At 62.0% G+C, this 14,449-nt stretch carries 17 protein-coding genes; 13 read left to right on the top strand and 4 right to left on the bottom strand.

The genetic code is table 11. The features are described from left to right. Positions 1 to 241: 241 nt before the first annotated feature. Together AC1RDQ_RS02895 and AC1RDQ_RS02890 are read left to right on the top strand one after the other, a co-directional pair. On the top strand, positions 242 to 1,060 hold the full coding sequence (locus AC1RDQ_RS02895; RefSeq protein WP_154861415.1) for a shikimate 5-dehydrogenase: 819 nt from the start codon (positions 242 to 244) through the stop codon (positions 1,058 to 1,060). A gap of 9 nt (positions 1,061 to 1,069) precedes the next feature. Further along, the gene (locus tag AC1RDQ_RS02890) at positions 1,070 to 1,588 is read left to right on the top strand and encodes a cupin domain-containing protein (RefSeq protein ID WP_057714037.1); all 519 of its coding nucleotides are present in this window, start codon (positions 1,070 to 1,072) and stop codon (positions 1,586 to 1,588) included. Between the two features lie 195 nt (positions 1,589 to 1,783). Here the strand turns inward: AC1RDQ_RS02890 and AC1RDQ_RS02885 are convergent, their stop codons facing one another. Then, a complete protein-coding gene (locus AC1RDQ_RS02885; RefSeq protein WP_057714038.1) occupies positions 1,784 to 2,428 on the bottom strand; it encodes a YceH family protein in 645 nt (214 codons plus the stop codon). A gap of 172 nt (positions 2,429 to 2,600) precedes the next feature. Here AC1RDQ_RS02885 and AC1RDQ_RS02880 point away from each other — a divergent pair, with 172 nt between their 5' ends. The 7 genes from AC1RDQ_RS02880 to AC1RDQ_RS02850 are packed head-to-tail and all read left to right on the top strand — an operon-like array spanning position 2,601 to position 8,273. Further along, positions 2,601 to 3,773: an acyl-CoA dehydrogenase family protein gene (locus tag AC1RDQ_RS02880; protein WP_492586232.1), complete on the top strand. Its 1,173-nt coding sequence runs from the start codon at positions 2,601 to 2,603 to the stop codon at positions 3,771 to 3,773. After that, entirely contained in the window at positions 3,770 to 4,963 is a 1,194-nt protein-coding gene (locus AC1RDQ_RS02875; protein WP_492586230.1) for an acyl-CoA dehydrogenase family protein, read from the top strand. Before AC1RDQ_RS02880 ends, AC1RDQ_RS02875 begins: the two co-directional genes overlap by 4 nt. A 13-nt stretch (positions 4,964 to 4,976) precedes the next feature. Beyond that, positions 4,977 to 5,759, top strand: coding sequence for an SDR family oxidoreductase (locus AC1RDQ_RS02870; RefSeq protein WP_057714041.1), 783 nt, complete (start codon positions 4,977 to 4,979; stop codon positions 5,757 to 5,759). Between the two features lie 2 nt (positions 5,760 to 5,761). Beyond that, positions 5,762 to 6,220, top strand: a complete 459-nt coding sequence (locus AC1RDQ_RS02865; protein ID WP_102671858.1) for a MaoC family dehydratase — start codon at positions 5,762 to 5,764, stop codon at positions 6,218 to 6,220. A 29-nt stretch (positions 6,221 to 6,249) separates the two neighbouring features. After that, positions 6,250 to 7,452, top strand: coding sequence for an acetyl-CoA C-acyltransferase (locus tag AC1RDQ_RS02860; protein WP_492586228.1), 1,203 nt, complete (start codon positions 6,250 to 6,252; stop codon positions 7,450 to 7,452). Then, a complete protein-coding gene (locus AC1RDQ_RS02855) occupies positions 7,453 to 7,842 on the top strand; it encodes a steroid Delta-isomerase (RefSeq protein WP_090456768.1) in 390 nt (129 codons plus the stop codon). Continuing rightward, positions 7,839 to 8,273, top strand: coding sequence for a nuclear transport factor 2 family protein (locus AC1RDQ_RS02850; protein WP_492586226.1), 435 nt, complete (start codon positions 7,839 to 7,841; stop codon positions 8,271 to 8,273). The genes AC1RDQ_RS02855 and AC1RDQ_RS02850 overlap by 4 nt, the downstream gene beginning before the upstream one ends. A gap of 455 nt (positions 8,274 to 8,728) precedes the next feature. On the opposite strand, the gene AC1RDQ_RS02845 is transcribed toward AC1RDQ_RS02850, so the two are convergent. Continuing rightward, a complete protein-coding gene (locus AC1RDQ_RS02845; RefSeq protein ID WP_492586224.1) occupies positions 8,729 to 9,223 on the bottom strand; it encodes an SRPBCC family protein in 495 nt (164 codons plus the stop codon). A gap of 13 nt (positions 9,224 to 9,236) precedes the next feature. Continuing rightward, complete coding sequence (locus AC1RDQ_RS02840; protein ID WP_090456762.1) at positions 9,237 to 10,013, bottom strand: SDR family oxidoreductase; 777 nt, start codon at positions 10,011 to 10,013, stop codon at positions 9,237 to 9,239. 277 nt (positions 10,014 to 10,290) lie between these two features. Here AC1RDQ_RS02840 and AC1RDQ_RS02835 point away from each other — a divergent pair, with 277 nt between their 5' ends. Genes AC1RDQ_RS02835 through dmpG form a run of 4 tightly spaced genes read left to right on the top strand, consistent with a single transcriptional unit; the run spans position 10,291 to position 13,882 of the window. Beyond that, positions 10,291 to 11,118: an alpha/beta fold hydrolase gene (locus AC1RDQ_RS02835; protein ID WP_492586222.1), complete on the top strand. Its 828-nt coding sequence runs from the start codon at positions 10,291 to 10,293 to the stop codon at positions 11,116 to 11,118. Next, a complete protein-coding gene (locus tag AC1RDQ_RS02830) occupies positions 11,115 to 11,906 on the top strand; it encodes a fumarylacetoacetate hydrolase family protein (protein WP_057714049.1) in 792 nt (263 codons plus the stop codon). The genes AC1RDQ_RS02835 and AC1RDQ_RS02830 overlap by 4 nt, the downstream gene beginning before the upstream one ends. A 19-nt stretch (positions 11,907 to 11,925) precedes the next feature. Further along, on the top strand, positions 11,926 to 12,834 hold the full coding sequence (locus tag AC1RDQ_RS02825) for an acetaldehyde dehydrogenase (acetylating) (protein ID WP_090456759.1): 909 nt from the start codon (positions 11,926 to 11,928) through the stop codon (positions 12,832 to 12,834). Between the two features lie 13 nt (positions 12,835 to 12,847). Continuing rightward, complete coding sequence (gene dmpG, locus AC1RDQ_RS02820; RefSeq protein WP_154861407.1) at positions 12,848 to 13,882, top strand: 4-hydroxy-2-oxovalerate aldolase; 1,035 nt, start codon at positions 12,848 to 12,850, stop codon at positions 13,880 to 13,882. Between the two features lie 62 nt (positions 13,883 to 13,944). On the opposite strand, the gene AC1RDQ_RS02815 is transcribed toward dmpG, so the two are convergent. Next, positions 13,945 to 14,112: a hypothetical protein gene (locus AC1RDQ_RS02815; protein ID WP_167362873.1), complete on the bottom strand. Its 168-nt coding sequence runs from the start codon at positions 14,110 to 14,112 to the stop codon at positions 13,945 to 13,947. Between the last annotated feature and the right edge of the window lie 337 nt (positions 14,113 to 14,449).

Below are 14,449 nucleotides of genomic sequence, written 5' to 3'. Positions count from 1 at the left end.
TACCTCGGTTCTTCAACCCGGCGCTTGTGTCTGCAATAGACCCAAGGATTGTCGCGGGGATACTTCTAAGACAGCGTTTTTCTGAAAAACAGCACGGCCGCGAGGTAAATTTTGTGTAAGGTCTGTACCGACTTTCTTACCGACCCGTGTAGGCCCGTGCGAACACGCTTACATGATCGATCAGAACCCGATGGAGGGCTAATCCCGTCCATCCGAAAAGTGCATTTGAAGGAGCTTGCCCATGCAGATGAACCCCAACAAAGACACTCAGTTGTGCATGTCCCTTTCAGGACGCCCCGGGAACTTTGGCCTGCGTTTTCACAATCATCTGTATGAACAACTGGACTTGAATTTTTACTACAAGGCCTTTGCCAGCCAGGACCTGACGGGTGCTGTTGCCGGCATTCGCGCCCTGCGGATTCGTGGTTGTGGCGTGTCGATGCCGTTCAAGGAAGCCTGCATTGCCCTGGTGGATGAACTCGACGCATCTGCCGCCGCCATTCAATCGATCAACACCATCGTCAACACCGACGGGCATCTCAAGGCCTACAACACCGACTACATCGCCGTTGCCCAGTTGCTGGAAAAACACCAGGTGCCCAAGGACTCGACCTTTGCCTTGCGCGGCAGTGGCGGCATGGCCAAGGCCGTGGCGAGTGCCTTGCGCGATGGCGGCTATGAAAACGGCCTGATCGTGGCCCGCAACGAGCGCGCCGGGCAGGCGCTGGCGCAGTCTTTGGGGTATGAGTGGCAGGCCGAACTGGGGAGTCGTCGCCCGCAGATGCTGGTCAACGTCACCCCGATCGGCATGACGGGAGGACCGGAGGCCGATCAACTGGCCTTTGAGCCTGATGTGATCGAAAAAGCGGAAACTGTCTTCGATGTGGTGGCGATACCCTCGGAAACACCGCTGATCGTGCGTGCCCGTGCCGAAGGCAAGCGGGTCATCACCGGACTGGAAGTGATCGCGATCCAGGCACTGGAGCAATTTGTGCTCTATACCGGTGTACGGCCGACGGACGAGCAATTCCAGAAGGCCGTGGCGTTTGCCCGCAGCTAGGAGGTGTCCATGCATCCCCCCATTCTCAATCTGGATTCGGTCGAACTTGAGCCGCTACCCGAAGCGTTTGCGCCGACCGGTGAAACCGCCGGTCGCTATCAACAGCGCCTGGCCCTTGTCGGTCAGCAACTGGGGGCGCAAAAACTGGGTTATCGCCTGTATGTGCTGGAGCCAGGCATGCGCGGCAGTCCGTTTCACAGTCATCGGGTCAATGAGGAAATGTTCTACGTGGTGGCCGGGGAAGGGCAGGTTCGCCTGGGATCCGAACGGTTTCCAATCCGTGCCGGTGATGTGATCGCCTGTCCACCGGGTGGGCCAGAAAAGGCGCACCAGATCATCAATACCAGTAACGGCGAGTTGCGGTATCTGGCCGTCAGCACCCAGCAATCACCGGAAATCTGTGAATACCCGGATTCCGGTAAATACGCCGTGATGGATGACTTCAAGGTGGATGCCGAGGGTAATGCGTCAGGCTTTGTTGCGGTGGCCCGGCAGGCGGACGGGGTGGATTACTGGGACGGCGAGTAACCACACGCACCGTCAAACCACTGTAGGAGCGAGCCTGCTCGCGATGGACGTCGACGATAACGCGTGCTGTCTGAATGAGCGCGTCGTCTGAACGTTTTTCGCGAGCAGGCTCGCTCCTACAGGGATTGTGTCAATCACACATGCCCGTCGGTCCACGATCCATTGTGGGAGTGTTGTGTCAGGTAAACATCCAGGTTATTCGAGCCGGGCAAGTCTTTCTTCCAGCGCCGCAATTCGCGCTTCCAGTTCTTCGATCCGTTCAACCGAAACCCCGCTGCCGCCACGCTCGGCCGGGTTTTGCCGTGCCGCCATGATCGCTTCGATATCCGCCGGGTCGCCCAGGGCGTGGGTGTAACGGTCTTCGCGTTGGCCGGCCTGACGCGGAATCAGCACGGCCAGACCCCGGGCAATCAGGCGTTCGAGTTGATGCACCACCTGTTCGGTGTCTTCGAATTCATGCATGCGGCCGCTGCGGGTTAGCAGTTCATTGACGGTCTGCGGGCCGCGCAGAAACATCAGCCCGGTCAGGATGACCTGCGCCGGTACCAGTTCCAGGGCCTTGTCGACCTTGTGTTCCCAGCGGTCGGCGCGGCTGCCCATCACCAGTCTGGCGAAGCCGCGTCCTTCGAGGGCGCGCAGGCTCTGACCGACCTGGCCCGGCGTCAGGTTCATCACTGGCTCGCGGCTGGTTTTCTGGTTGCAGGCAATCACCAGGGCATTGAGGGTCAGGGGGTAGGTTTCCGGGCTGGTGGCCTGTTTCTCGATCAACGAACCCAGAATGCGGATTTCCGTGCTGCTGAGCCGTGGCTCGTCGAAAGTCGTCTCTTGCTCAGTGCTCATGGTTCTGCATCCTTAGCCGATTCATGTTTTTCACTTGCGTAGGCGCACTTTGACATCGCCCGTTCGGACTAGGCAAGGCTAACGATTCTGCCGCGTCCGGGCGGCGCCAAACTTCATGCTCAAAGGGGTGTTGCGCCACGCGCGCCCCGCCAAACGAGCAGAAGGCGCCGCGATGGAGTTTGCATTCAGCGACGAACAGGAAATGATCCGCGCATCGGCCGAGGGTTTCCTCGCCGATGTCTCGGATTCTGCCGCCGTGCGCGCGGCAATGGTCAGCGAACGGGGTTTCGACGAAGCCCTCTGGCAGCGTCTGTGCCAGGAAATGTACTGGCCGGCCATTCATATCCCCGAAACCTATGGGGGCCTGGGCCTCGGCTTTGTCGAGCTGACGATCCTGCTGGAACAGATGGGCCGGCGCTTGCTGTGCTCGCCATTTTTCGCCACCGCCTGCATGGCCACCCCTGCGCTGTTGCTGGCGGCCAATGATCAACAGAAGCAGCGCTGGTTGCCGTCGATTGCCGATGGCAGCGTGACCGCGACCCTGGCGTTCAGCAGTGCCAACGGCTGGTCCGCCGACGATGTCCAGGCAACGGTGGTGGCTGAGGGCGACGGGTTCGTCCTCGACGGCACCCTCAAGCATGTGCTCGATGGCCATGGCGCTGACCTGTTGATCATTGCCGCACGGCAACCCGGAACCACTGGCGAAAAGGGCATCAGCCTGTTTGCCGTGAACGCCGTATGCGCAGGTATCGAACGGCAAATGCTGCCGACCATGGACCAGACCCGGCGCCAGGCGCGGATCCAGCTCAAGGGCCTGTACCTTGAAGCCGACTGCCTGCTGGGTGAGCTCGGGAACGGCTGGTCGCACCTTGAGCGAGTCCTGCAACTGGCCTGCATCGGCCTGGCTGCCGAGCAGACCGGCGGCGCGCAGCAGGTACTCGACCTCAGCGTGGCCTACATGCAGGAACGCCAGCAGTTCGGTCGCCCGATTGCCAGTTTCCAGGCCCTCAAACACCGCGCCGCCGACATGATGCTGCAAGTCGAATGCGCCCGTTCGGCCAGTTATTACGCCGCGTGCGTGGCCCAGGAAGTCCTCGATCCCCAGGGTGATCCGCAGGTCGCGGCCGAACTGCCGCTGGCGGCGGCGCTGGCCAAGGCGCAGTGCTCCGAGACCTACTTCTCCTGCGCGTCCGAATCAATCCAGCTACACGGCGGCGTCGGTTTCACCTGGGAATACGACCCGCACCTCTACTTCAAGCGCGCCCGCGGCAGCGAGAGCTTCCTCGGGCTACCGGCCTGGCATCGCGAGCGCATTGCTTCGGTGATTCTGGGAGAGCAGCCATGAAAATCAGTTTCAGCGAGCAGGACGAACGCTTCCGTCGGGAAGTCGCCGACTGGATGTGCGCCAACCTCTGCGGCGAGTTCGAAGCCCTGCGTTTTCGCGGTGGTCCAGGCGATGAGCACATGTTTCCCGAAGAGCGCAAAGCCTGGGAGCGCAAGCTTGCCGAAGGCGGCTGGACCTGCGTCGGCTGGGCGCCGGAGCATGGCGGGCGCGGCCTGTCGATCACCCAGCAGGTGATCTTCAACGAAGAGTACGCCCGCGCCGGCGGCCCCGGCCGCATGGGGCATATCGGCGAAGGCCTGGCCGGGCCGACCATCGCCGCATTCGGCACGGTCGAACAGCAACAGCGTTTTTTGCCGGGGATCGTCAGCGGTACGTCGTTCTGGTGCCAGGGCTATTCAGAGCCGGGCGCCGGTTCCGACCTGGCCAACGTCAAGACCCGCGCAACGCTGGATGAAGCCACCGGCAGTTGGATCATCAATGGCCAGAAAGTCTGGACCTCCCTGGCCCACGAATCGGACTGGTGCTTTGTCATCGCACGCACCGAACCGGGTAGCGTCGGCCATCGCGGCCTGTCGTTCCTGCTGGTGCCCATGGCCCAGACAGAAATAACCGTGCGACCCATCGAGCAACTCACCGGCACCTCGGAATTCAACGAAGTGTTCTTCGACGATGCCCGCACCGATGCCACCAACATCATTGGCGCGCCGGGCGAAGGCTGGAAGATCGCCATGGCACTGCTGGGCTTCGAGCGGGGTGTGTCGACCCTCGGCCAGCAGATGCAGTTCCAGAACGAACTCAACGAAATCATCGCCATCGCCAAGTCCAATGGCGCCGACCGCGATCCGATCCTGCGTCAGCGCCTGGCCGAGGCCTGGAGCGGGTTGCGGATCATGCGCTACAACTCGCTGCGCATGCTCTCGGGTAGCCAGGACGGTTCGCTGCGCAAAGAGGCGACCATCTACAAGCTGTTCTGGTCGACCTGGCACGCCAGCCTCGGCAAGTTGGCGATGGACGTCCTCGGCGCCGAGGCGGAATTGCTCGAAGCCGCGCCTTACCAGTTGACCCGTTTGCAGTCGCTGTACCTGTTCAGCCGCGCCGACACCCTCTACGGCGGCAGCAACGAAATCCAGCGCAACATCATCGCCGAGCGTGCCCTGGGCATGCCCAAAGAGCCGCGTCCGCGCACCTGAAAGGAGAGAGTTCATGTCTGTACCTCAATATGTTGAAGGTCGCGGCCTGCTGCGCGGCAAGTCGGTGCTGATCACCGCCGCCGCAGGCGCCGGGATCGGTTTTTCCGCCGCCGTGCGTGCCGCCGAAGAAGGCTGCCGTGCGCTGATGATCAGCGATATCCATGAAGGCCGGTTGGCCGAAGCGGTGCTGAAAATCCGCGAAACCACCGGGCTGCAACACGTGTTCGGCCAGGTCTGCAACGTTGCCGACGAAGCCCAGGTACAGCAGCTGATCGCCTGCGCCGAGCGTGACCTGCAAGGCGTCGACGTGTTGATCAACAACGCCGGGCTTGGCGGCTCGCGCTTGCTGGTGGACATGGCCGATGAAGAGTGGAATCGGGTCATCGACGTGACGCTCACCGGCACCATGCGCATGACCCGCGCCATGCTGCCGAAAATGATGGAGCGGCGTGCCGGAGTGATCGTCAACAACGCCTCGGTGCTGGGCTGGCGCGCGCAGAAAGAACAGGCGCACTACGCCGCCGCCAAGGCTGGCGTGATGGCGCTGACCCGCTGCGCAGCGGTCGAGGCGGCTGACTACGGCATCCGCATCAACGCGGTCAGCCCGAGCATTGCCCTGCACGATTTCCTGCGCAAATCCGCGCCCCAGGCAGTGCTCGATCAACTCGCCGCCAACGAAGCGTTCGGCCGCGCCGCCGAAGTCTGGGAAGTGGCAAACGTGATGATGTTCCTGGCCAGCGACTACAGCTCCTACATGACCGGCGAAGTGTTGTCGGTGTCCAGCCAGAGGGCGTGACCATGCCACGTATTTTCGACACGCCGATGGCCTTGTTCGACGCCGTGGGCGAATCACTCGGCGCCAGCGACTGGCTGTTGCTGGAACAGGACCGCATCGACCGCTTCGCCGACGCCACCGGCGATCACCAGTGGATTCACGTCGATCCGCTCAAGGCTGCCAACGGTCCGTTCGGCGCCTGCATTGCCCACGGCTACCTGAGCCTGTCGCTGGTCAACCTGTTCTTGCCGCAGATCGTCGAGGTCCGTGGCCTGGCCATGGGTGTCAATTACGGCTGTGAGCGGGTGCGCTTCCCCTCGGTGGTGCGCGTCGGCTCGCGGGTGCGCGGCAGTGCGCAACTGATCGCGGTCGAGGAAGTGAAGGGCGGCGTACAGGCGACCATCCGCGTCAGCGTCGAAATCGATGGCGAGGAGCGTCCCGGCTGCGTGGTCGACACCATCAGTCGCTATTACCCGGCCTGACCTTCAACAGCATTTTCGAGGAATCCAGCATGAAAGAAGCCGTCATCGTTTCCACCGCCCGCACCCCGATCGGCAAAGCCTTTCGCGGTGCGTTCAATGACACCGAAGCGCCGCAACTGGGCGGACATGTGGTGCGCGAAGCCGTGCGCCGTGCCGGTATCGAACCGGGTGAAGTGGACGACGTGATCATCGGCGCCGCCGCGCAGCAGGGTACGCAGTCCTATAACCTGGGGCGCCTGTGTGCGATTGCCGGTGGCTTGCCGGCATCGGTTGCCGGGATGGCCGTCGAGCGCCAGTGCTCGTCGGGCCTGATGAGTATCGCCATGGCCGCCAAGGGCATCATGTGCGACGAAATCGACATCGCCGTGGCCGGTGGCCTGGAGTCGATTTCCCTGGTGCAGAACAAGCACAAGAACCTGTATCGCAATCAGTCGGGTTCGGTGATCGAGCTGGACCCGCACGCCTACATCCCGATGATCGAAACCGCCGAGATCGTCTCCGCGCGCTACGGCATCTCCCGCGACGAGCAGGACGAATACAGCTACCAGAGCCAGCTGCGTACCGCACAGGCCCAGAGCGCCGGACGCTTCGACCGGGAGCTCGCGCCGCTGGCAAGCCGCAAGGCACTGTTCGACAAGGCCACCGGCGAAACCAGTTATGAAACCGTCACCTTGCTGCGCGATGAGTGCAACCGCATCGACACCACTCTCCAGAGCCTGAAGGCGCTGGAGCCAGTGTGGCCGGGCGGTCAGTGGAGCGACAAGGGTCGTTTCATCACCGCCGGCAACGCCTCGCAGTTGTCCGACGGTGCGTCGGCCTCGGTGTTGATGAGCGCGAAAATGGCCGAGAAACGTGGCCTGGAACCGCTGGGGATCTATCGCGGCATGGCCGTCGCCGGCTGCAATTCCGACGAGATGGGCATCGGTCCGATCTACGCGATTCCGAAACTGCTCAAGCGTCATGGCCTGACCATGGACCACATCGGCCTCTGGGAGTTGAACGAAGCGTTCGCCTGCCAGGTGCTGTACTGCCGCGACACCCTGGGCATTCCGGCCGAGCGCCTGAACGTCAACGGCGGGGCGATCGCCATCGGCCATCCGTTCGGCATGTCCGGGGCGCGGATGGTTGGCCACGCGTTGGTCGAAGGCCAGCGTCGCGGCTTGCGTTACGTGGTGGTGAGCATGTGCATCGGTGGCGGCATGGGCGCTGCTGCTCTGTTCGAGGTGGTCTGAATGATCAGCGCACAACATATCCAGACGACAATGGCGCGTTACGTGGAATTGGTGGATGCCGGCGACATCGACGGCATCCTCGCGCTCTATGCCAAAGACGCCACCGTTGAAGACCCGGTCGGCCAGGCGCCGTTGCAGGGCATCGACGCTATCGCGCGCTTTTACCGTGAAGGACTGGGGGCGATGAAAGTCTCCGCAACCCAGACCGGCCCGGTGCGTGCGACGCTCAACGGTTGCGGCGCGATGCCGTTCCGGGTCGACATGGAGTGGGGTGGGCAACCGTGCTCGCTGCATGTGATCGACGTGATGGAATTCGATACCGACGGCAAAGTCCGCTCGATGAAAGCCTACTGGAGTGAGGTCAATGTGACGACGCGAGGTGCAGCATGAACCTGGAGCAGCGGATCGCCCGCCTGGAAGCGCTGGAGGATATTCGCCAGCTCAAGCATCGCTACCTCAACGCCTGCGACCTCAAGCAGGTCGAGGTGATTGCCGACTGCTTCGCCGAAGGTGAAGTGCTGATCGATTACGGCCCGTTGGGGATCTTTCGTGAGCGCAACAGTTTTGTCGCGCTGTACCGCGAACTGGCCTGCCATGAGCGGGTGATCGACCTGCATCACGGCGCCAACCCGGAAATCGATGTGCTAAGCGAAGATGAAGCCCAGGGCCGTTGGGCCCTGTGGTATTTCAACCTGGATGGCGAGAGCGGGGCGACGCGGCAGTTGGGTGGGTTCTATCAGGACCGTTATCAGCGTATCGCCGGAAAATGGAAGATTGTCGCCACCCGTTTTACCGCTCACTCGGAAGTGGCACGTTCCTGAAGGTTGCTCACTCCAGAGGTGGCTCCTGTAGGCGCGAACCTGCTCGCGATGGCGGCATGTCAGGCAGCATCAATGTTGGATGTGCCGACCTCATCGCGAGCAAGCTCGCTCCCACAGTTTTTGTGGTGACGCCGGCATTGCGAGCACACCCCAATCCCCTGTGGGAGCGGGCTTGCTCGCGAAGGCGGCATGTCAGGCAACATCAATGTTGAATGTGCCGACCTCATCGCGAGCAAGCTCGCTCCCACAATTTTTGTGGTGACACCGGCATTGCGAGCCCCCAATCCCCTGTGGGAGCGAGCTTGCTCGCGATGGCGGCATGTCAGGCAGCATCAATGTTGAATGTGCCGACCTCATCGCGAGCAAGCTAGCTCCCACAGTTTTTGTGGTGACGCCGGCATTGCGAGTACACCTTAATCCCCTGTGGGAGCGAGCTTGCTCGCGATGGCGGTGTATCAGGCAGCATTGATATTGGATGTGCTGACAGCCATATCCGGATTCTGCGTTCGGCCGGTTTCGTAGTAGGCCTTGAGGTTCTCGGCAATCTGCCGAACGACCTTGTTGAAAGCCTTGGCCAGCAACCCTTCAAACAGCTTGCCACCGCGCAGGCTGTAACTCATTTGCAGAGTGATGCGGGTCGCGTTGCCTTCGGCTTGCAAGGCATAACTGAAACTCGCCTGGCGAAACGGAAAGGGCGAGTCATTGCCGCCCTTGTGCAACCGCAGCACGAACCCCGTGCCTTCCTGCCACTGCACCACGCTTTCATCCAGATACTGACCGCCCTTGCGCAACACCCGGCGACTGGCGCCGATACCTTCCGTTGCGCCAGGATGAAACTGGCAACCGGTCAGGCCTGGTACGTAGTGCGGGGCAAGGCTCAGGTCGCGTAGTCTGGTCCAGGCGGCTTGTCGCGTGAGGTTCAGCACAACGCTGTGGCTGGCTACGGGCATGTCGAAAGTCCTCTTATGGATGGGATTGAGCCGCATCGAGAAATGCCGGGCGTTCTCCCGCGCCATGCACCGCGATGTCCGCGCCGCTGACGTAACGGGCCAATGTCGATGCCAGGTACAGGCAGGTGTCGCCAATATCCTCCGGGGTCGCCAGGCGTTGCAACGGAATGGTCGCGGCCACCCTGGCAATGCCCGCGTCGTCACCATAATGCATGGCCGCCTGCTCGGTGAGAATCAGCCCGGCGGTCACGGCGTTGACCCGCACCTTGGGCGCCCATTCCACCGCCAGCGAGGTCGTCAGGTTGAGCAAGCCGGCCTTGGCCGCACCATAAGCGGCGGTGCCGGGGGAAGGGCGGGTGGCGCTGACGCTGCAGATGTTGATGATTGCGCCACCGTCGGCCTGGGCCTGCATCACCTGGTTGGCCTGCTGGCACAGGTTCAGTGGCGCAATCAGGTTCAGGCGGATGATTGCCTCGCTGAAGCGCGGCGAAGCCGTGGCGGCGTCGGCATTCGGCGAACCGCCGGCGTTGTTGACCAGCACATCGAGGCGGCCGAAGCGCTCGACGATCTGCGTAATCAAGCGCCCGGACTGCTCGACATCCCGCAGGTCGCAGGCCACGAACACCGCCTCGCGCCCGGCGCTGGCCGGCAAGGTTTGTGGTGCTTCGCGACCGCAAATCACCACCTCGGCACCACAGTCCAGAAAGCGCTGGCTGATGCCGCGACCCACACCTTTGCCACCTCCGGTGACCAGTACCACTTTGCCGCGAAAGTCCATTGGATCAAGCATGGGGTGTCTCGTTCTGTCGCTCGGGAATGTAACCGATGCTAGGTCTGCAACCCCGGCAGGCCAACGTCCAAAGGGACTAGAGATTGTCTGTAGGAGCGAGCCTGCTCGCGATGGACCTGAGAGCACCGCGGGGTGTCAGGTATCCAGCGTCATCGTTGGCGATCATCGCGAGCGAGCTCGCTCCTACACAGTGCAGGTGCGTAGTCCTGTCGGACGATGTTGATTGTCCGGGCCCTCGGAATAATCCGGCGACAACAACAGGCCGGGAGGACACCTTATGGGCGCTTCAGCGCAAGGGCACTTCGTTACGCTGCCGGATGGTTTGCAGCTGCACTACAGAGACATCGGCAACGGCGAGCCGGTGATTTTCATCCATGGCAGCGGACCGGGTGCCAGCGGTCACAGCAACTTCAAGCAGAACTACCCGCTGTTCGCCGAAGCTGGTTACCGGGTGATCGTCCCGGATTTGCCCGGCTACGGCGCTTCAGACAAGCCCGACACCCTCTACACCCTGGACTTTTTTGTCGCCGCCCTCAGCGGTTTGCTCGATGCCCTCGACATCCAGCGTTGCGTGCTGGTCGGCAATTCCCTGGGCGGCGCGATCGCGATCAAACTGGCCCTCGACCAACCGCAGCGTATCAGCCGTCTGGTGCTGATGGCGCCCGGTGGCCTGATGGAAAAAGAACAGTATTACCTGCAGATGGACGGCATCCAGAAAATGGGCGCGGCTTTCGCCAAGGGTGAGCTGAACGATGCGGCGGGCATGCGTCGCCTGCTGGCCCTGCAACTGTTCGACGAAACCCTGATCAGCGACGAAACGGTGAACGAGCGCGTCGCCGTGGTTAAGCAGCAACCGGTGTGCGTGCTGTCGACCATGCAGGTGCCGAACATGACGTCGCGCCTGGGTGAATTGCAGTGCCCGATCCTCGGTTTCTGGGGCATGAACGACAAGTTCTGCCCGTCCTCCGGTGCCCAGACCATGCTTGAACACTGCACCCAAATACGTTTCGTGATGCTCAGCGAGTGCGGGCATTGGGTCCAGGTCGAGCACCGTGACTTTTTCAACCGCCAGTGCCTGGCGTTTTTTCAGGAGGCCCGTGGATGAGCGTGCAATTGCGCCGTGAGTTCGGCGAAGAGCTTTATCAGGCGCTGCTCAGCGGCTCCACCCTGGCGCCGCTGACCGAACGCTGGCCGTCGATCAGCATCGAAGACGCCTATCACATTTCCCTGTACGCCATTGAGCGTCGGGTGGCGGCCGGTGACCAGATCGTCGGCAAGAAAATCGGCGTGACCTCGGCGGCAGTGCAGCAGATGCTCAACGTGCATCAGCCGGATTTCGGCTTCATCACGCGACAGATGTCGTTCGATGACGATGCGCAAATTTCCCTGTCCGCCAACAAACTGATACAACCCCGTGCCGAGGGCGAGATCGCCTTCAAGCTCAAGCATGACCTGGTCGGCCCCGGCATCACCGAAGCCGACGTGCTGGCCGCCACCGAATACGTGATGCCGTGCTTCGAGATCGTCGACTCGCGGATTCACGACTGGCGCATCCGCATCCAGGACACGGTCGCAGACAACGCTTCTTGCGGAGTGTTTGTGTTGGGCGACAGCAAGGTGGATCCGCGCGAACTGGACCTGCCGAATTTGCGCATGCGTGTGTTCAAAAACGCAGAGCCCCTGAGTGAAGGCCTGGGTTCGGCGGTGCAGGGCAACCCGTTGACGGCGGTGGCCTGGCTGGCCAATACCCTGGGCGCCTTCGGCATTCCGTTCAAGGCCGGGGAAATCATCCTGTCCGGCTCGCTGGTACCGCTGGAACCGGCCCGTGCCGGCGACCGTTTTGAACTGACCATTGATGGCCTGGGCAGTGCCCGGGTGTCTTTCTGCGCCTGACTTTTGGAGTTTGACCCCCATGAGCAAAAAACTCAGAGCGGCCATTATCGGCCCGGGCAACATCGGCACCGATCTGCTGATGAAAATGTGCCGATCGCAATGGATCGAGCCGGTGTGGATGGTTGGTGTCGACCCTGAATCCGAAGGCCTGAAACGTGCTCGGGAAATGGGCATCAAAACCACCGCCGGCGGTGTCGATGGCTTGCTGCCTCACGTCCTCGACGATGACATTCGCATTGCCTTCGATGCCACCTCGGCTTACGTACACGCGGAAAACAGCCGCAAGCTCAACGAACTCGGGGTGATCATGATCGACCTCACGCCGGCGGCCATCGGTCCGTACTGCGTGCCGCCGGTCAACCTCAAGGAGCACGCGTCGAGCCTGGCGATGAACGTCAACATGGTCACCTGCGGTGGCCAGGCGACCATCCCGATGGTGGCGGCGGTGTCGCGGGTGCAGCCGGTGAGCTACGGCGAGATCGTCGCGACGGTGTCCTCCGGTTCGGTGGGCCCGGGCACGCGGCAGAACATCGACGAGTTCACCCGCACCACCGCTGGTGCGGTGGAGAAGATCGGCGGCGCCCGACGCGGCAAGGCGATCATCGTGATCAACCCGGCCGAGCCGCCGCTGATGATGCGCGACACCATCCATTGCCTGACCGATGACGAGCCGAACCAGGATGCAATCCGCACCTCGGTGCTGGAGATGGTCCGTGAAGTGCAGCGCTATGTGCCCGGCTACAAGCTGATCAACGGGCCGGTGTTCGACGGGCGCAAGGTGTCGATTTTCATCGAGGTCGAAGGCCTCGGCGATTTCCTGCCCAAGTCCGCCGGCAACCTCGACATCATGACCGCCGCCGGTTTGCGCACGGCCGAGATGTTCGCCGAAGAAGCCCACAAGGGCACCCTGCAATTGCCTGCCCGTTGAGTGGAGAATCGCTATGAATTTGCAAGATAAGAGCGTCCGTCTGCATGACATGAGCCTGCGCGACGGCATGCACGCCAAACAGCACCAGATCAGTATCGAACAAATGGTCTCGGTGGCCACCGGTCTCGATGCGGCCGGTGTGCCGCTGATCGAAATCACCCACGGCGATGGTCTGGGCGGTGCTTCGCTGAACTACGGTTTCCCGGCCCACAGCGACGAGGAATACTTCTCTGCGGTGATTCCGAAGATGAAACAGGCCAAGGTTTCGGCTCTGTTGTTGCCGGGGATCGGTACCCTCGACCACCTGAAAATGGCCCACGAACACGGCGTGTCGACCATTCGTGTGGCGACCCACTGCACCGAGGCGGACGTGTCCGGCCAGCACATCGGCATGTCGGCGAAGATGGGCCTGGACACCGTTGGCTTCCTGATGATGGCGCACATGGTCAGCCCGGAAAAACTGCTGGAGCAGGCGCGGTTGATGGAAAGCTACGGCGCCAATTGCATCTATTGCACTGACTCGGCCGGCTACATGCTGCCCGATGAAGTGACGCAAAAGATCGGGGCCCTGCGTGCGGGGCTGAACGCCGGGACCGAAGTCGGTTTCCACGGTCACCACAATATGGGCATGGCCATCGCCAACTCCCTGGCTGCCATCGAGGCCGGTGCTGCACGGATCGACGGCTCGGTCGCTGGTCTTGGCGCGGGGGCGGGCAATACGCCGCTGGAAGTGTTCGTCGCGGTGCTGGAGCGCATGGGCGTCAACAGTGGCGTCGACCTGTACAAGATCATGGATGTGGCCGAAGACCTGGTGGTGCCGATGATGGACCAGCCGATCCGCCTCGACCGCGATGCCCTGACCCTGGGTTACGCCGGGGTCTACAGCTCGTTCCTGTTGTTCGCCAAGCGTGCCGAGCAGAAGTACGGCATCGCTGCTCGCGAACTGCTGGTGGAGCTGGGCCGACGCGGAACTGTGGGTGGCCAGGAAGACATGATCGAAGACCTGGCGCTGACCCTGTCGCGGGCCAGGGGTGTACTGCCGACCTGATTAATGCGGCAACGAAAAAACCACCGATCCGGTGGTTTTTTTATGGCCGGTGGAAACCGTGCTCAAGGCAGCAGATTGCGCACCACAGGCGGGTAGCAGTTGATGGCCGAGCTCGAACAGCTGAAGTAAGCCGTGGTCGGTCGGTAGGCTTCGTTCTTGAACAGCTGGCACAGACTGGTGGAAGCACCCGCACAGAGGATGATGAACAGAGCACAAGTCGTTTTGCGCATGATGAGTCTCGACACGGTTTTATTGTTGTAGAGACAGGTTATGGCTGCAGCGCGCGAGTCGCCTCGTCCGAATGGACTAGCCGACCAATTTGAAACTGCCCCTTCCGTTGTGGGTGTTTGATCCCCTGTGGGAGCGAGCTTGCTCGCGATGGCGGCCTATCAGGCGACATGGGTGTTGGATGTGCCGGCCTCATCGCGAGCAAGCTCGTTCCCACAGGTTTATTAGGCGTTCCCGGGATTTGCGTCTGGCCGCGATCCGGTGGGAGCGAGCTTGCTCGCGATGGCGGCCTATCAGGCGACATGGGTGTTGGATGTGCCGGCCTCATCGCGAGCAAGC

Source organism: Pseudomonas sp. GW823-FHT02E01, from assembly GCF_058797535.1.
The sequence above is the reverse complement of the archived record's forward strand: the minus strand, read 5'-3'. Positions and strand labels throughout refer to the sequence as shown.